This window comes from Enterococcus sp. AZ071 (assembly GCF_050499065.1).
In the GTDB taxonomy this organism is placed as follows: Bacteria; Bacillota; Bacilli; order Lactobacillales; family Enterococcaceae; genus Enterococcus_A; species Enterococcus_A ferrettii.
Genome location: NZ_JBIPAS010000001.1, coordinates 2,163,556 through 2,180,750 on the forward strand (window position 1 = coordinate 2,163,556; position 17,195 = coordinate 2,180,750).

At 40.9% G+C, this 17,195-nt stretch carries 20 protein-coding genes and 1 pseudogene; 7 read left to right on the plus strand and 14 right to left on the minus strand.

Annotation, left to right across the window (positions count from 1 at the left end):
• Positions 1-5: 5 nt before the first annotated feature.
• The 4 genes from IGI49_RS10630 to crcB (IGI49_RS10645) all read right to left on the minus strand — a co-directional run bounded on the left by IGI49_RS10630 (position 6) and on the right by crcB (IGI49_RS10645) (position 2,531).
• A complete protein-coding gene (locus IGI49_RS10630) occupies positions 6-1,037 on the minus strand; it encodes a 2-hydroxyacid dehydrogenase (protein ID WP_429964466.1) in 1,032 nt (343 codons plus the stop codon).
• A 232-nt stretch (positions 1,038-1,269) separates the two neighbouring features.
• Positions 1,270-1,782, minus strand: a complete 513-nt coding sequence (locus tag IGI49_RS10635; RefSeq protein ID WP_429964467.1) for an adenylate kinase — start codon at positions 1,780-1,782, stop codon at positions 1,270-1,272.
• A 15-nt stretch (positions 1,783-1,797) separates the two neighbouring features.
• Positions 1,798-2,151, minus strand: a complete 354-nt coding sequence (gene crcB, locus IGI49_RS10640; protein WP_429964468.1) for a fluoride efflux transporter CrcB — start codon at positions 2,149-2,151, stop codon at positions 1,798-1,800.
• Positions 2,148-2,531: a fluoride efflux transporter CrcB gene (crcB, locus tag IGI49_RS10645; protein ID WP_429964469.1), complete on the minus strand. Its 384-nt coding sequence runs from the start codon at positions 2,529-2,531 to the stop codon at positions 2,148-2,150. Before crcB (IGI49_RS10645) ends, crcB (IGI49_RS10640) begins: the two co-directional genes overlap by 4 nt.
• Before the next feature lie 891 nt (positions 2,532-3,422).
• Here crcB (IGI49_RS10645) and IGI49_RS10650 point away from each other — a divergent pair.
• Positions 3,423-3,805 (plus strand): annotated as a pseudogene (locus tag IGI49_RS10650) (hypothetical protein).
• Positions 3,806-3,858: 53 nt separating this feature from the next.
• On the plus strand, positions 3,859-4,359 hold the full coding sequence (locus tag IGI49_RS10655) for a DUF2922 domain-containing protein (RefSeq protein ID WP_429964470.1): 501 nt from the start codon (positions 3,859-3,861) through the stop codon (positions 4,357-4,359).
• 91 nt (positions 4,360-4,450) lie between these two features.
• Here the strand turns inward: IGI49_RS10655 and IGI49_RS10660 are convergent, their stop codons facing one another.
• The 4 genes from IGI49_RS10660 to IGI49_RS10675 form a co-directional block, all read right to left on the minus strand.
• Entirely contained in the window at positions 4,451-4,996 is a 546-nt protein-coding gene (locus IGI49_RS10660; RefSeq protein WP_429964471.1) for a cysteine hydrolase family protein, read from the minus strand.
• Positions 4,997-5,008: 12 nt separating this feature from the next.
• Positions 5,009-5,704: a 5'-methylthioadenosine/adenosylhomocysteine nucleosidase gene (locus tag IGI49_RS10665; RefSeq protein ID WP_429964472.1), complete on the minus strand. Its 696-nt coding sequence runs from the start codon at positions 5,702-5,704 to the stop codon at positions 5,009-5,011.
• 327 nt (positions 5,705-6,031) lie between these two features.
• Positions 6,032-6,316 (minus strand): cell wall synthase accessory phosphoprotein MacP, encoded by a 285-nt coding sequence (gene macP, locus IGI49_RS10670; RefSeq protein ID WP_207702812.1) that lies wholly within the window; start codon positions 6,314-6,316, stop codon positions 6,032-6,034.
• Positions 6,313-6,891 carry an NUDIX hydrolase gene (locus IGI49_RS10675; protein WP_429964473.1) on the minus strand — a complete coding sequence of 193 codons (579 nt, stop codon included), beginning with the start codon at positions 6,889-6,891 and terminating at the stop codon, positions 6,313-6,315. The genes macP and IGI49_RS10675 overlap by 4 nt, the downstream gene beginning before the upstream one ends.
• A gap of 226 nt (positions 6,892-7,117) precedes the next feature.
• Between IGI49_RS10675 and IGI49_RS10680 the strand changes: the two genes are divergently transcribed.
• The 5 genes from IGI49_RS10680 (at position 7,118) to IGI49_RS10700 (ending at position 11,673) form a co-directional block, all read left to right on the plus strand.
• Positions 7,118-7,777, plus strand: a complete 660-nt coding sequence (locus IGI49_RS10680) for a 5-bromo-4-chloroindolyl phosphate hydrolysis family protein (RefSeq protein ID WP_429964474.1) — start codon at positions 7,118-7,120, stop codon at positions 7,775-7,777.
• Between the two features lie 44 nt (positions 7,778-7,821).
• A complete protein-coding gene (locus IGI49_RS10685) occupies positions 7,822-9,006 on the plus strand; it encodes a toxic anion resistance protein (RefSeq protein ID WP_207702809.1) in 1,185 nt (394 codons plus the stop codon).
• Between the two features lie 387 nt (positions 9,007-9,393).
• Positions 9,394-10,107: an ABC transporter ATP-binding protein gene (locus tag IGI49_RS10690; RefSeq protein WP_429964475.1), complete on the plus strand. Its 714-nt coding sequence runs from the start codon at positions 9,394-9,396 to the stop codon at positions 10,105-10,107.
• On the plus strand, positions 10,104-10,844 hold the full coding sequence (locus IGI49_RS10695; protein WP_429964476.1) for an ABC transporter permease: 741 nt from the start codon (positions 10,104-10,106) through the stop codon (positions 10,842-10,844). The genes IGI49_RS10690 and IGI49_RS10695 overlap by 4 nt, the downstream gene beginning before the upstream one ends.
• Positions 10,845-10,848: 4 nt before the next feature.
• A complete protein-coding gene (locus tag IGI49_RS10700; protein ID WP_429964477.1) occupies positions 10,849-11,673 on the plus strand; it encodes a MerR family transcriptional regulator in 825 nt (274 codons plus the stop codon).
• Positions 11,674-11,720: 47 nt separating this feature from the next.
• Here IGI49_RS10700 and IGI49_RS10705 read toward each other — a convergent pair whose 3' ends face one another.
• The 6 genes from IGI49_RS10705 to IGI49_RS10730 form a co-directional block, all read right to left on the minus strand.
• Positions 11,721-12,584 (minus strand): GRP family sugar transporter, encoded by an 864-nt coding sequence (locus tag IGI49_RS10705; RefSeq protein ID WP_429964478.1) that lies wholly within the window; start codon positions 12,582-12,584, stop codon positions 11,721-11,723.
• Between the two features lie 153 nt (positions 12,585-12,737).
• On the minus strand, positions 12,738-13,757 hold the full coding sequence (gene sapS, locus IGI49_RS10710; protein WP_429964479.1) for a two-component system sensor histidine kinase SapS: 1,020 nt from the start codon (positions 13,755-13,757) through the stop codon (positions 12,738-12,740).
• Positions 13,758-13,768: 11 nt separating this feature from the next.
• Positions 13,769-14,440 carry a two-component system response regulator SapR gene (sapR, locus tag IGI49_RS10715; RefSeq protein WP_207702803.1) on the minus strand — a complete coding sequence of 224 codons (672 nt, stop codon included), beginning with the start codon at positions 14,438-14,440 and terminating at the stop codon, positions 13,769-13,771.
• 64 nt (positions 14,441-14,504) lie between these two features.
• Positions 14,505-14,864 (minus strand): iron-sulfur cluster biosynthesis family protein, encoded by a 360-nt coding sequence (locus IGI49_RS10720; protein ID WP_207702802.1) that lies wholly within the window; start codon positions 14,862-14,864, stop codon positions 14,505-14,507.
• A 61-nt stretch (positions 14,865-14,925) separates the two neighbouring features.
• Positions 14,926-16,422 carry a phosphomannomutase/phosphoglucomutase gene (locus IGI49_RS10725; RefSeq protein ID WP_429964480.1) on the minus strand — a complete coding sequence of 499 codons (1,497 nt, stop codon included), beginning with the start codon at positions 16,420-16,422 and terminating at the stop codon, positions 14,926-14,928.
• A gap of 79 nt (positions 16,423-16,501) precedes the next feature.
• On the minus strand, positions 16,502-17,185 hold the full coding sequence (locus IGI49_RS10730) for an N-acetylmannosamine-6-phosphate 2-epimerase (RefSeq protein WP_429964481.1): 684 nt from the start codon (positions 17,183-17,185) through the stop codon (positions 16,502-16,504).
• Positions 17,186-17,195 lie beyond the last annotated feature (10 nt).

The window sequence follows — 17,195 nt, forward strand, 5'->3', positions numbered from 1 at the left end:
TCCTACTATTTATATTCATAAAGAAGTGGCTCTTCTTTTTTAAACCGATCTAATTCTTGGATGATCATCTTCGTATGGTTCGTTAAGACATCAGTAGTTGCTCCAGCAATATGCGGCGTAATCACCACATTATCCAGTTCCTGAATAAATGGATGCTTCTCTGGAATCGGCTCTGTCGAAAAAACATCCAAACCAGCACCAGCAATTTGCTTCATTCTCAATGCCTCGATTAAATCCATTTCATTCACCACCGCTGCTCTTGAGCAGTTGATAAAATAGGCTGACTCTTTCATTTTTGCAAAAGCAGACTTATCAATGAAATTTTCCGTCTCCTTTGAAACCTTCAAATGAACTGAGATAAAATCTGATTCCGTCAATAATTCATCGATCCCGACCTTTTCTGTAAGCAAGGTGTCCACATCTATGTTTGAAACATAAGGATCAAAAACCAGAATCCGCATCCCGAAGCCACGTGCAATGGAAGCTACTCTTCGACCGATACTTCCATAACCGATAATCCCTAAAGTTCTGCCCTTCAGCTCTCCCCCTTTAAAGACAACATAAGGACTTTGAGGCCCAACACCCCAGACTACATCTCGTTTCAAACCTTCTTTTGCTTGATTATCTGTATCGCTGCTTCTGGTGTAATTTCCTTTTTTGAGCTGTTCATGGGCAAAAGGAATGTTTCGGGCAATTGATAACATCAGACCAATTGTCAGTTCTGCAGTAGAATCAGAATTCCTTCCCGGTGTGAATAGAACTTTGATTTCTTTCTCTCGTGCATATGCAACATCCACATTGACCGGTGTTGCTCTGGTACAAAAGATGAGTTTTAAGTTTGGGGCCGCATCGATAATTGCTTTAGTAATATCATCGTAGCTAGTTACAATCACCTCCACATTGCCAACCAATGGAAGTAATTCTTCCTCGGAGAGTTTCCCAATCCCCTTAGCCCATCCCTGGATATTCACGTTCCCCAACTCTTTCACTTCTTCGATAAGGAATTCATCATATTCGGCTGTAAATAGAATATTCATTTTTTACTCCTTTCATTGAAATTTATTTCTCAATCAGAAATTTATTTCTTAAATAAAGCATAATGCCCTTCCTGAAAAAAGTCAACACTTTTTTGTTTTTATTTCTTACGATGAAATAAATTTCATCTCATTCTAAAAAAATCTTCCTTATAGAGATTTTTGCCTTCTCTGTACTCATGAAATCCAACAGAAAAAAGACAGGATCTGAATTTTACATCAGATCCTGTCTTTCTTATCGTTCAATCTCCAATTGATAGCTGTCGTCAATCAGCAGAAAGTTGCATTTGTGTTGCTGACACATCGCCAAATAATACGCATTCTCTTCAAGTACCGAAGTTTTTGTCAAAGCAGAATCGTCCAGCCGCTGCTCAATAGCATTGGCATATTGCTTTATATCATCAAAATGCTGCTCAATATAGGCTTCACTCATAATTAAACAATAAAATTCTATCTCAGTTAAATAATCTGCAGCAAAATCCTGCTCCCAGTCAAAGGGAATATACAGGCCTTCAACAATTAGATGCTGCTGATTCTCAATTGCGGTCTTGATCATTTCACAAGCAATCGGCCAAAGATAATCCTTCAGTTCCTCATCATCTTCTGGTGTTAATTCTGTATTTCCACTGCGAATTAGTCCCATCTTGAGTAAATCCAGCGACAAATAAGGATAGTGGTATTTCTCCAGTAATTGCTGGGCCAAGAGCGTTTTTCCTGTATGAGAAGCTCCGGTAATTAAAACAATCATCGTTTTTCTCCCTTTTTAAAGCATGCTTCCAACCATTAAGCCTAGAAAACTGCATAATAGTCCTAGTCCATAAGAACCTAACAAGTAGCGATAAAACATCGACCGATCATTTTTCCATAAAACCAACACCTCAAAATTGAAGGTAGAGAAGGTTGTGTACCCCCCCATCACACCGGTTCCTAAAAAAAGATACCAAGAAGACGAAAGATGTATACCAAAAAAAATTCCCAGCAAAAAGCTGCCGGTTAAATTGATAAAAAAGGTAGAGCGAGGCAAACGCTTCGTTTGGGCTTCAAAATAATTGTTCAAGGTAAAGCGCAGCATCGCCCCTAAAGCTGCCCCGCTTCCAACTAATAGTGAATTAATCATAAGTCTGCCTGCCCTCCTTTACGATAGATCACTTCGCCAATATAGGTCACTGCAATCCCACCAACAAAGGACAATACGAGATATAAAAAGGCTAAGCCCCAGCTTCCGGCCTGTATTAGCTGCATCGTATCTAAGGCAAAAGACGAAAAGGTCGTTAATGCGCCACAAAAACCAACTCCTAGGCCTAAAATTAGACGGGCAGAAACATCCATATCATCTAAAATATGCTTCACCAGCCAGCTAAATATAAAACAACCAATCAGATTAGCCGCTAAAGTGCCTAATGGAAAACCATCTACCTTTGGCAAAATGAGGCCGATCCAATACCGCAGCGATCCGCCAAAAAAGGCAAACACCGCAATCACTAAATAATCCAACATAACGTGTTCATCTCCATAATAAAGTCTTTTTCACTATAAGCCTTGAATCAAATTTATGCAAATGATGCAGGCAAAGTTATCCCGCTCCTTATTACCGGAGATCCCGAAGAGCTAGTTATTCTTTTCTCACGCTCCAAAATTTTCTCATTTTAGAGGACCCAGCAAACCGCATAACATAGGCTTTTATCTACTTATCCAAACAAAATTCTCATCAAACGTATGCAAAGAAAACTTTCCTAATCCCCCTCTAATTTGCAAGAACATTTTTGAGAAGCTTGATTTTATAGCATTCCTGATCAAAAGCTTGCAAAGTAGAGGGGGTTTTTACAAAGTAGCCCATTTGCATCGGCTTTGTTATTCTACTATTCTTCAGTCAGCGGGGAGCAGTAAAAACTGAAACGAAGAATTTTGTAAAAAGGAACAGCAGCTGTTTGTTCGTTTAGCCGGCGAAAAAACAAACAGCCCCATCCAGTAATTTGTTATTTTAAAACGGAAAAATCAGTTGTTTTGAATTTATTCCAAATCAAACGTATCACATTTCAACAAACGAAAATCCTTTAATAGCGCTCTTTATACCTATATTTCCCACAAAAAATACTGGTTATTTGGTCATTTTATTAAAAATTTTTTTTAGTACTTATACGCCATAAAATCGCAAAAAGAAAAGAATTCAAAAAATGAAAACCTTATTAAGCCGGGATTTATAAAAATGAACATGGTCTATAAGTACAATTTATGGCGTATAACTGCTCTTTACATTTTTTTGTTATTCATTTAACTTCTAGTCATCGGCCGAATCGAACAAAAAAGTTCAAATTCCCATAGATTTTAAGAAAGCTATAACTGAAAAAATCAGCGAAATAATTAATAATCAAAACGGAGGAAATCAACATGACAGAACAACCCTTTACTCATCATCAGCTTTTTAATTTAAAGCTTGAAACCTTAGAAACTCGAATTTTGGATCACTATCAAGAGACGCAAGACGGAACAACAACGGTGAAGCTGATACTTGCTTTACAGGTACGTCATCAGCTGGGAGCAAAAGAATTTGCTTTAGTGCTAAAAGATCTCGTTCGTCACTTATTTTTGCGAACAAAAGCTACCCGTACCATGAAGCACTTCTTCTACTATTCAAGGATTATTTTGAAACTAGTGAACTGCGCAAGCTAGGGTTGAAGCTATTTCCAATTAAGAAGTTTGTCGAAAAAGCTACAGCCTTGCTTAGCTCACAAATTGCCAAATTCCGTCCAAACGAGGAAGCCATTCCTTGAAAATAGACACCTTGTCCGTCCCTTTAGTCGAAAAAAATGAAAGGAAAAATACTATGATCAGCTTAGTCACCACCTTCCTGAACAGTGAAGGCAACAAGCACATCTGGTCTTTTAAAGAGCCAGATACTACTAAATCAGCAGAAGAAATAAAAGAATCGCTAGAGCTGCTAGCCAGCTTAGGGTTGTTTGAAAAAGATGGCGTCGGCTTGTTCCAAAAAGTTGTCAAAGCCAAATACGTAGAAACAATTGAAACTCCTATTTTTGAAGGAGGGAAGTTGTTTGGTGAGCCAGCTGCGGTCATTGATCTACCAGCTCCTACGTACGTTCACAGTCAAGCACAAACAGCACTTAATCAACATTTGCAATCAGTGGAAAATGAACCAGAAGTTCAAACATCCCCTCGCCCTGCAAACAGTAACGGCTCAAAACAAAAAAACATTGCTCCGACAATCGCTAGTGCTTATACACTAACCAAAGAAAAATTCTCATGGCGAATACGTCGCAAAAATAGAGCCAAAGGTCGTGAGGCACCACCTGATCCGCCAAACGTTTAATTTGCTTGCGTTCCTTGAAAATCGAATAGTCAAAAAAGCAGCCAAAAGAGCTTGATATCACCCTTTTGACTACTCCTATTTTTCTAGCTGCTTAAATTATGGTTGCTCCTAGGGTATTTTTGAAGTGGCTTAACGCCCATTCATGCCCTACAGGATCAAAGCTTGCGACTGCTTTTTCAGGAACGATCAGCTTGTACCCTAAGTTGTAGGCATCAACTGCGGTATGCAACACACAAATGTCGGTACATACACCTGCTAAACACAGCTCAGTAATTCCTCGTTCTCGCAAGCGAATGTCTAAATCTGTCCCGCTAAAAGCAGAGTAATGACGTTTGTCAATCCAGTAAACATTTTTTGCTGCTTGATTGGCCTGATAAAAATCAGCCAAGGAACCATATAATGCTCGACCTTCTGTGCCGATAACATTATGAGGTGGGAACAATTTATTTTCCGGATGAAACTGATCGTTAGGATCATGTCCATCGATCGCAAAGACTATAAAATCACCACGATTAAAATAATTTTTGGTTAAAGAAACCAATTCTGGTTCAACTGCTTGGCCTGCTTCACCAGTGGTCAATTTTCCATCTGTTGCAACAAAATCATAGGTATAATCAATCGAAAGCAGTGCGCGCATAAAAGAGCCTCCCTATTTTAAAATACGAACAAACTCAACCACCATTTCAGCGGAACGTTTACCCGCTTCATCAATAAAATCATCAAAGCTTTGGGTCGCTTGATGGTCAGCAGTATCACTAATTGCTCGAACCACTAAGAAAGGAATCTCAAACTGCTGTGCTGTTTGAGCAATCGCTGCCCCTTCCATCTCGCAAGCTAAAGCATCTGGGAAGTTGGCTAGGATTCCGATAATTTTCGCTGGATCATCCACAAACGTGTCACCAGTTACAATCAGGCCCTTCTTCACATGATGAGCAGTATTTTCTGCTGCCTTAGTCATGTTGTCTAATAAATAGCGGCTAGCTTCGAAATACAACGGCATTCCGCCAGGTAGTTGGCCTGGTTTATAGCCAAAGCCTGTAGCATCCACATCAAAGTAGGCTAGTTTTTCAGAAATAACTAAATCTCCGACTTGCAAGCCTGCACCAATTCCGCCAGCTGAACCGGTATTGATTACCATATTGACGCCATACTGCTGAATCAACAGGCTAGTTGTCAATGATGCAGCTACTTTACCGATTCCTGAACGGACTACAATCACTTCATGCTTGCCGATTGTACCAGAAATAAACAGTGCTCCCGCACGTTCCCAGGACAATGGCGCTTCCAGTTGTTCCCGTAAAATTTTTACTTCTTGATCCATGGCACCAATGATACCGATTTTCATTTGAATTCCTCCTGCTACTTCGTATTAAGGTTGGTAATTTTCTATGAAAATACCTTTGATCCTCTGTTCGCATACCATTCTACTAAGTGGTTCTTTCTTTAATTTCCCTTAGCTGTTTTCGTGTGCCTTACTACTGGAAAAAGTAGAACTGGCAGCTACTTCGTATTAAGGTTAGGTAGTTTTCTACGAAAATACCTTTTATTCTGCGTTCGCATACCATTCTACTAGGTAATCGTAGCTTTATTTCTCGTAGTTTCTTGACTGCTCTTCGTACGTTGAACTACTGGAAAAAGTAGAACTGGCATACTTCGTTATTTAAGTAGAATCCTAGATGAAGAAAACTGCTAGCATTACAATTACTAATAATACCACAACTATCAAAATAGCTTTATTCAAAAAGGTGCTGCGCTCTCGTTGGCGTTCCTTTTCACCGCTGCGAGTTTTCTCCAAAGGTTTGTTTTTCTTTATCTCTTTGCGATACACGCTGCTGATTTCTTTCTGCTTTTTCGCATAAGCCTTTTCTGCTTCCGCTTTTTGCTGCTCAGCCAAGCGTTCCTGAGCTTCTTTGCGTTTTCGCAATTCTGTTCGCGTCACCAGAGGCGATTGACTCATTTCTGATCCTCTCCTTGTTTAACTTGCACTAATTCCCAATACTGAACGGCGTAGATGGTTTTAGCGTCACAAATTAATCCATCTGTAATAGCTTGATGTGCTTCTTCTAAGGTCAATTCATACAATTCCAGTACTTCATCATCATCCTGTGGACGAGGATTTTCGACTTTTTCCAGCTGTTGTCCTAAGTATATGTAGAGCTTTTCATTTGAAAAACCAGGTGACAGATACATTTCTGCTACATAGTCCAGCTTTTCAGCCCGGTAGCCGGTCTCTTCTTCCAATTCGCGGCGGGCCGTTTTTCCCGGCTGCTGTCCTTCACCAGGGTCAATCTTACCCGCAGGAATTTCCAGAACTACTTTTTCTAATGGTTTACGGAATTGTTTTACCATGATCATTTTATTCTCTTTCGTGATAGGAATGATTCCTACCCCGCCATGATGAAAGACTAATTCACGTTTTGCCTCGCCACCCATTGGCAGAGTAACATCGTCTACTACGACCTCAATGATTTTGCCTTTAAAAATCTCTTTGCGTTGAATGGTCTTTTCTTCAAAATCTTTATATTCTAACATGTCTTCACCTTTCTTCTTTAAGGATACTTCGTTGGTTTGAATGACACAACGGACTTTGGACTTATTGTATCATAGATAATTATTATGTTTTTTCTAAATCTAAAAAATCCATCTTTGGTCCGATACTAATTCTATAGAATTTCGTGCTATGATGTCCGTGTAAGGTAATACGTGAAAAATTAATGCATTAGATACCCGCTTTACTTACTAGATTAGGAGGATCATTATGCGAAAGAAAATATTCCCGATAATTATTATAATCATTGGGGTCATCTGCTTTTTAGAAGGTGATTTTGGCGATTTCGTCACATTAGTACTGCTTATCACTGGTATCCGTTTAATTTACCGGGGAATTAAGGGCCGAACTGTTCAGAAGAAGGAAGAAATGCCGATACTCAGCTCAGAGAAGGAAGACTATTACCGCGAACTTGGCATGACGGATAGTGAAATCGATCTTTTCCGTGAAACCATGAATCAATCAAAAAACCAGATTGTTCGTCTGCAAAACAACATTAAGGACAATGCGAAGTTAAAAGCGATTGATTTGCGCCACGATATGCTGAAGGCAGCCAAGGCTTTGTTTAAAGAATTGGTAAAGGAACCCACTCGCTTACCCGAAGCCAGCCAATTTCTTTACACTCATTTGCCAAACATTTGTGATTTGACCGATAATTATATCGAAATTAACAATCATGAGGTCAAGTCGAAAGAAGTTTATGGTAAACTAGAAGAAAGCGCACAGATCATTGATCAAATGGCTGCTTTGGTAGTTAAAGATTATCAGCAATTCGTTGCCAACGACTTAGAAGACATGGATGTCGAAATCTCAATTGCCAAACAAAACATCGAAAAAGATCCTGATCTGTCAAAACAATTTAGCGAATAAAAAATCTAGCCTAGCTAGATTTTTTTCGAACAGGAGGAACCACGGTGGAACCGGAAAACAAACCAGCAGTAAATGACACATTAGATGATTTGTTAAGCAATCCATTTGGCACTGACAGCTTAACACCCGTCCAGCAGCAAGAAATTTCAAATCTGCAGGAACAACAACAAGCAGACCGCTTAGTCGATAAGCTGCCAGAAGAACGCCAAGCCCAAGCTCGTGAATTAGCCAAGAAAATTGATGTAAATGATTCTCAAGCCGTCATCACCTATGGCGCAACAGCCCAGACTAAATTGAGCGAATTTTCTCAATCTATGTTAAACACTGTATCCGCACAAGACATTGGACCGATTGGTGATTCATTGAATCAGTTGATGTACCGACTGCAAGAAGCCAATCCAGATGAATTACGTGTCGGTGAAGGCAATCTTTTCCAACGCGTTTTCGGAAAAGTAAAACAGTCTATTTATGAAATCACTACCAAATACCAAAAGATCGGTGCTCAAATCGATAAAATCGCGATGAAGCTGAATACTGAAAAAGATGGTCTATTAAAAGATAATCAAATGTTGGAGCAGCTTTATACGAAAAATAAGGATTATTTTGATGCCTTGAACATTTATATCGCGGCAGCTGAATTGAAAATCGAGGAATTGAAGCTCGAAACCATTCCTGAAGCTAGCGAAAAAGCACAAGCCAGCGGCGACCAAATGGATGTCCAAATCGTGAACGACTATACGCAATTCTTGGATCGTTTAGACAAGCGGACCTATGACTTGAAATTGGCTCGTCAAATTACGATCCAACAAGCACCACAGATTCGTTTAATTCAAAATACGAACCAAGCATTGGCTGAAAAAATTCAAGCATCCATCAATACGGCCATTCCACTATGGAAAAACCAAGTGGCAATTGCTCTAACATTATTACGTCAAAAAGATGCTGCCATGGCACAACGTCAGGTATCAGAAACAACCAATGACCTGTTGAAGAAAAATTCAGAAATGCTGAAAATTTCTACAATCGAAACAGCCAAGGAAAATGAACGAGGAATCGTTGATATCGAAACCCTGCAGCAAACCCAAAATGATTTGGTTGAAACACTTGAAGAAACACTTCGTATCCAAAAAGAAGGCAAAGAACGTCGTCAAGCCGCTGAGTTGGAAATCAACCATATGGAAAACGAACTAAAAAGCAAATTGTTGGAATTAACCACAAAACCTAAATAAACATTGAACTAGCAGAAAGCTACTTTCTGCTAGTTTTTTTGCCAGTTCTACTTTTCGCAGTAATATAATTTCAGAAACCGAAAAAGGAATCTTATTCCAAATAACCTTTAGAACTGTTTAGCAGAATGGTACGCGTACGAAAATCTACTTCCTTTTTCCTGCACTCGGAAAAAGGAACCCCTTACTAATGAGTTAGCTGTCAGTCCAGCTTTTCGCAGTTTATTTAGCTATAAAACCTATCCTCTCATACTTCAACTAATCATAGCTTCATGCTATTTAGTACCTATACCACTAACGTATTTCATTTTTAACTACTTAAATCATCGAATCCCCCTCTTGACTCTACCCTTGGAGCAGACATTATGCTTATTTCAAGGAGGCGAAGAAATGAGCATAATCACTGTAAATCACTTATCCAAACAGTTTGGAAACAAACAAGTACTGAAGGACGTTAGTCTGGAGGTCAAGAAAGGAACAGTCTTTGGGCTGCTCGGGCCAAATGGAGCCGGCAAGACAACCTTAATTGAATGTATTTTAGGCTTAAAGAAGCCAGAAAGCGGTGAAGCTCTAATTCTGGGACAAACTGCTTGCAAGCAACGAAAAACAGTCTTTGAACAGGTTGGTGTCCAGCTGCAGGCCTCGAACTTTCAAAACAATATCCGGGTAGATGAACTCTGTCAGGAGATGTCATCCCTCTATCGAGAACCGCTGGCTTACCGGGATCTTCTGGAACAATTTGATTTGAGTGAATTTCAGAAGCAACGAGCAGATAGCTTATCAGGAGGACAAAAACAACGACTGTCGTTAGTTTTGGCGTTGCTGCCGAATCCCGAGATTGTTTTCTTGGATGAATTGACCACTGGGTTGGATACTGAAGCCAGACGGGAGGTTTGGCGCATCTTACACAGCTTGAAGAAGCAAGGCTTAACTATATTTTTAACCACCCACTATTTAGAAGAGGCCGAGCAGCTTTGCGATGAATTGGTCTTTTTGAAAAAAGGGCAGATTATCGAACGTCAGAACTTAGAGCAATTGCAGCAGCAGGAAAACTACTTGAATTTAGAAGACTACTACTTACAGAAGATGGAGGAAAGTGCATGAGAAAATACTTAACAGTTTTGCGAGTAGAAGGAAAATTATCTCTGCGAACACCTGATGGACTCTTTTTCGGAATTGGCATGCCCATGGCAGTCCTACTGCTTATCAGTATGCTAGTTGGTAATCAGCAGGTACGGGGTGGAGGTTATACCTTTATGCAAAGCAGCTATCCAGCACTGGCAACAGTCGGTATTTGTGCCACTGCTTTCATGGGTCTGCCTCTAACTATCTCCGATTACCGCGACAAAAAAATTCTGAAGCACTTTTTTACCACACCCACTAGTCCGCTTCTGTTATTAGGAGTCCACGTAACCGTCTGTGTCTTAACTGCACTCGCTTCTGCTTTAGGTGTTACGCTAGTAGCCATGCTGGTTTTAGATTATCGCATGACTGGTTCTTGGCTGGGCTTCATTGGCAGCTACTTTTTAGTTATGCTTTCTATGTACAGCATTGGTATGATGATGGCTAGTCTATGCAAAACCATCAAACAAGCAAACCTGGTGTGTAACCTCGTCTATTTCCCGATGCTTTTCTTGTCAGGAGCAGTGATTCCCTATGAGATTTTTCCAAACGGGATGCAAAAACTTGCTAGCATCCTGCCACTCACACAAGGAATTCAGCTTCTGAAGCTTGTTTCTTTAGAAGGAGTCGACAGTCTGCCTCTATTCTCGCTGCTCTATCTGCTAATCTTCGGAATTCTTGGTATACTAGTTTCAGCTAAAACATTCAGATGGGAGTAAAGAAATGTTTGTTGAATCAAAGGAAAATCTGTATCGCGTCGGAATATTTTCGCAAATGAATCAAGTGACCATCAAAGCTCTCCGTCACTATGACGAAAAAGGGCTGCTGGTTCCTCGTTATGTTGATCCTGAAAACGGCTACCGCTACTACAGTGCTAGTCAGTTGCCGGACCTTCATCAAATTATCGCCCTGCGGAAAATCGGTTTTTCCTTGGAAGAGATCCGGAAAGTCCAGCAAGGAGTGGGCAAAGACAAACTGCTGCGAATGAAAAAGAAGCGAATTTTAGAAGAAATAGCTGAACGTACTCGCGAGCTATCTGTGATTGAAAGCTACCTGTCAGACGAGGAAGAGCTGGTAGAGTACGATATTATTGAAAAATCCTTGCCAGAAATTACCATCGCCTCCATGACCTTAACAATTGCGAGCTATGGGGAATTAATCCATTACATGCCGCAAATGGATCGGGAGCTGGAACGCTTGGGGTGCAGCTACACAAATCCGCAATACTGCTTCAACCGCTATTTAGACGGCGAGTATAAAGAAGAGGATGTTCGGGTAGAAATTTGCGAAGCGGTGACAGCCGCTAAAGCTGAGGATACCTTCCTCGAATTTTCCGTTATTCCCAAGGTTGAAAATGCAGTCTGCACCTTGCACAAAGGGTCCTATGAGCAGCTGCCCTTAAGCTATCAGGCGATTCTTTCCTTCATCGATCAGAACGATTATGAAATTGCTGATCTTCCGAGAGAATCCTACATTGATGGTATTTGGAATAAAGACTCCATGGAAGAGTGGCTGACAGAGATTCAAATTCCCGTTCGCAGAAAATAATAAACCTGCTGCAAAAGTTCCAACTGGAATCTTGCAGCAGGTTTTGCTTATGCTTTCATATAACCTAGTACTAAACCACCAGTAATAATCAGCAGACAGCCGATCACTACGTAGATCATTTCTTTCTTAGTCTTGTGTTCACCTAAAAAGAAAATTCCACCTAACGTAGAAATGATAATGCCCATTTGAGAAAGTGAAAAACCAATTGCCAGCCCCACTGATCGTACTGTCAGCAGCATGCATACATTGCCGGCTCCCCATAACAGGCCTGTGAGTATATTGCGCCAAACATATTTATTAATAGTAGTCTTACCAACAGCAAACACCCCTGCTCCAACCAGCATCCCGATACTCTGCGGAAAAATGACCGTTAAAGGGTCAAGCCCTGCCCAAGTAATAAGAATGGTATAAGAACCATAGCCGATAGTCGAAAGAAGCAACATTCGCAAGCCTTTGCCAAAATCTAAAACCATATGATCGGTTTTAATTCCAGAATCGCTGTCCTGTCGAGCAGTAAGATACGCCCCGAAAACCAAAAGCGCCAAGGCAGTAAAACCTAAAAAGAAATCCCGAGTCTTGGTCCACTCATGGAAAAAAACCGCACCAGCAATTGTATTTAAAATCAACTGAAAGCCGGTAGACAGCGGCAAACCCACTGATACTCCGATGTATTTCATTCCGTGAAACTGTTTGTTTTGCCCGATGCACCAAAAGACACCTGATAGGAAGCCAATCAACAAGGTCTTCCACTCAACGGCTGGCCGTACAATCATAAACGTTACAAGGGCAAAGACAAACGCCCCCATCGTCATTCCTAAGGTTTGCTGATTCGCATCCCCGCCCAATTTTCCGCTGACCAAGGCTATGCTTCCCCAAGCAAACATCGGAACAAGCGCAAATAAAATTGTCATATCTTCTCCTAGTTCATTTTAATGGATTCAATTACATGTTTCTTTTCTATTTGTAGGGGAAGATTTTATATAGCTTTCTGAGTGCCAAAAGTTGGATTGGCAGCACGATTCATGTGACAGCTTATCAGAAATTACCGAGGTTTGACAAGTCTATTAGCGACCTTCCTGATAGTAATTCAAGCGAGGGAAAAACAAGGTCATTGTGGTTCCTTTGCCCCATTCCGACTTCACCGTTAATTCAACGCCCAATTTTTCAGCCAATTTCTTGGCCAGATAAAGGCCTAAACCAGTCGAATGCTGTTCAGCACTGCGTCCGTTTTCTCCTGTAAAGCCTTTGTCGAATATTCGTCCCATATCCTCCGACTGAATACCAATCCCCTCATCCCTCAGCTGCAAATAAGCTCCTTCATTTTTCTGGGTAATCACTACTTCAATTTTCCCGTTTTCTGGAGTATATTTGAGGGCATTGCTTAACAACTGGCGGAAAATAAAGGCAATCCATTTCCCATCGGTTAAAACCTGAGCATCCTCATCCGGCATAACCAGCTGCAAGTTCTTTTGAATGAAGTAGTTGGCTTGGGTGCGAATCACCGGCTGAATAAGCTTCTTTAAAGAATATTCCTGAATCAAATAGTCATTAATGAATTCATCCAGACGAGAATAATACAAAACCTGCTCCACATACTCATCAATTTTCTGCACTTCATTTTGCAGCAGAGTATATTTCTTATCATCAATATCATACTCAATCGACTGCAGAATCAACCCGACCGCTGCCAGAGGAACCTTAATCTCATGTATCCACGAATCCACATAGTCCTTTTGATCTTTTTGATTACTAATGATCTGCTGCATCAATTGGTGGTGTTCATGAACCTGCTGGTTGATGTATTCCTGCACCAGTTTTTCCTCTTCTGTATCAGCTTCATCGAGGAACTGCTGCAGGGAGTCTTCCTTTTTACCTAATTGCTGAAACCAATCCTTCTTGCGGTAGTAGTCAATCACAAAGAACAGCAGCAGCAAAAACAATTGGAGCAATAGTAAATACCCTAAATTATCCATAAAACCATGTAAATCTGGGGTTAACCAAACCATAAAGACCAGCAAGGCACTCAAAAGAATCCAGACTAAAAAAATCGGCAGCTTATCTTTTAAAAAGCGTAAAAATGTCATTCCCTGCTCCTTTACGGCACAATGTAGCCTTGGCCAACTTTAGTTTGAATATACTCATGAATCCCCGCCTGTTCAATTTTGCGACGCAGACGATTAATGTTCACAGTCAAGGTATTATCATCCACGAAACGTTCATCATCCCACAGGGCCCGCAGCAGTTTTTCCCGGCTTAAAATTTTCCCATGCTGCTTCATCAATATGTAAAGCAAACGGTATTCATTTTTGCTTAAATCAATTACCTCTTCACCAATTTCCATGCTGCTGTTGTCTAGGTTAAGAGTGATCCCATTGTGAGTCATGGTCTCGCCGCCTTCTGCGTAATTGTACGAACGGCGCAGCAAGGCATTAATCTTCGCTACTAAAACATCCACTTCAAAGGGCTTGGTAATATAATCGTCAGCACCCATATTCATCGCCATAATCTGATCCATGTTAGTATTCCGAGAGGAGATAAAGACGATCGGTACTTTCGAAACCTCGCGAATTTTTTGACACCAATAATAACCATCGTAGACCGGCAGATTAATATCTAATAAAATCAACTGAGGGACTTCTCGTTCGAAATCTGCAAATACTTCATTAAAGTCAGTTGTCGCAAACACATCAAAATTCCATTTCGTTAATTCTTCGCCGATCAACTGACGAATGACTGCTTCATCCTCAACGATCATAATCTTTGCCATTCATACCTCCACCTTTCTCCTCTATACTAACAAACAAATCTAAAAAAAAGAAAAAAGACGTCAGTTAAGACCTCTTTTTTGTAAAATCAATAAAGCCCAAATTATCATCAATCGTACCGCCATCACCGGTTAAAGTAAAGGTGCTTAACCGAGAGTTCAAGGTAATTCGCATATTCTCCTGCAAGTCCTCCTTTGAATAACCCTTAATCCAAAAATCGACTAAATTTGTCGGAATCGTTTCATCGTATCCTTCTTTAGGCATGGTGTCGCTAATAATATTGATAGAAAATTGGGTCTGCATATGAATCATGGCATGCTGGGAATATGCGCCTACGCCATCTTCAAAGGTTAATAGCACCAATTTGTGTTGATCCAATTGCTGAGCAATTCGTTCTTTGGCATCCTCGCTTAAGGTAATTTTCATCAAAAAACCTCCTTCTGGCACCATCATCGGCCGAAGGAGGAAAAAATGCAAGTCAAACTACTTACTGTATTTGTTGATCCAATTTGGTTAAATTAAACTGCGCTTCCTGAGCCAACAGTTCGCGATAAATCGGTAACTGCTTCTGAATTTGATCGGGCAGATCATTTTCAATCTGCATCACCAATAATGGTTCATGCAAGCTTAAACGCAACAGCATCCAGCCTTTGCCATGAGGATCGGTGATTGAAAAACGAACGCCTTCATCGTTTTCCGGATTTTCGGTGAAACCGTCTTTTTCTGGTAAGTGTTGACGGAAGTTCTCGATCATCTTGCGGCCCGTTTCTTTATACTCATCGCCAGCAATCTCATAACGAATCTCCAAGGTTTCGACCGGCTGCTCCAGCTCAGCCATCAAGTCAGTTAACTTGCGGCCTTCCTGCTGCAGCTTCGGCAGCAGCATTAAGACCTTAGCAATCACATAGGCACCATCATCCAAGAAATAATTCTCCTTGAAGGCAGCATGACTGCTGGTTTCAATGGCTAATGGACAATCAATGCCCTCTTCATTTAATTCAATCGCTTTATTGATAACATTTCGATAGCCAGAAATATAGCGGTATTGCTTTCCGCCTTTTTCCTCAATAAAACGTTTCAGATGATCAGAGGTTGGCGAATTAGTCACAATGGTACTGCCAGGCTGCTCTGCTAAAACAATCACTGCCAATACAGCAATTAAATTGTTGCGGTTGATGATTTGACCATCTTTGGAAACAATGGCTGAGCGATCTACATCCGTGTCGAAGATTACCCCTAAATCAGCCTGATTATCTAGTACAGCCTGCTTGATACTAGCCATGGCCTCTTTGTTGTCTGGATTTGGAATATGGTTCGGAAAGCTGCCATCTGGTTCTAAAAACTGTGAACCAGCTGTGTCAGCACCTAATACATCCAGGACTTTACTAGCAAAATAACCACCAGCACCATTCCCAGCATCTACTACAATCTTCATGCCAGCTAATGGTTTTTTGTTGTCTGACCCGATTCCTTTACGTATCTTTTCCACCATGTCTGCTGCATAAGCCGAAATCAAGTCGGCCTTTTTAATGCTGCCTTCTGCGGCTGGCTGCGCTTCAGTGTGTTCTAAAATATACGCAATATCTGCTTTTTCAGCACCGCCGGATTTACTGAAGATCTTAATTCCGTTGAAGTAATAAGGCAAATGGCTCGCTGTCAGCATAATTCCTGCATCACAATCAAATTCAGCAAATTGCGTCGCCATAAATAAAGCCGGTGTAGTGGCCAATTCAAAGTCTAAAACATTCACTCCAGCAGCTTGGAAGGTATCCATCATCGCCTGCTTTAATTCTGGTCCAGTCAGACGGCTATCATACCCTAAGCCGATCGTGAAGGGTCTTTCAACACCTTGATTGTCCAACCAATTCATGATACCGTTTGCAATCAATACAACTTCTTCTGTTCCTAAATTTTTCGTTTTACCCTCTGCGGAAATAGCGATACCGCGAATATCTGAACCATTTTGTAATGCTGTTAATGCCATAGAGAAAAGCCTCCTTCGATTACTTTTAGTCTATTATACCAAAAATCACGGAAAAGAAAGCCTTTTCCGTGATTTTTCTTTATTCAGCTTGAAATTTCTTGGCCGCAGCCACATATTTTTGAGTAATAACTTGGGGACGTGTGATAATTGAACCTACAACTACCGCAAAGCTTCCAAGTTCTAACGCCTTAGTCACTTGCTCGGGCCGATCAGTATGTCCTTCCATTATAACCGGTGCTTTCACCTGTTGAACGATTTCCGCCAACAGTTCAAAATCTGGTGTTTCTGTTTTACGGGAATACGCTGTATAGCCAGCCAATGTGGTAGAAACAAGATCAAAGCCCATTTTATCAGCAGACACTGCCTCCTCCAAAGTAGAAACATCCGCCATAGCCAAACGATCAGCTTCATGAATCCGAGCCAATAAGTCCGACAGCTGCTCTCGATTGGGCCGCTCCTGCTTGGTAGCATCCAGCGCAACAATTTCGACTGAGGTTGTTAGTAATTCCTCTACCTCCCGAATGGTTGGTGTAATATACACTGCTGAATCCGAATAATCTCGTTTAATGAGACCGATTACTGGTAAATCCACTTCCTGCTTAATAGCGGTAATGTCCGCCACTGAATTGGCTCGAATACCGACTGCACCGCCTTCCTTGGCAGCCAGCGCCATTTTACTCATAATGAACGAACTGTACAACGGTTCATTCTCCAACGCTTGACAGGAAACAATTACCTGTCCCCTTAACTTTTCCAATTCCATCTGGCTCCTC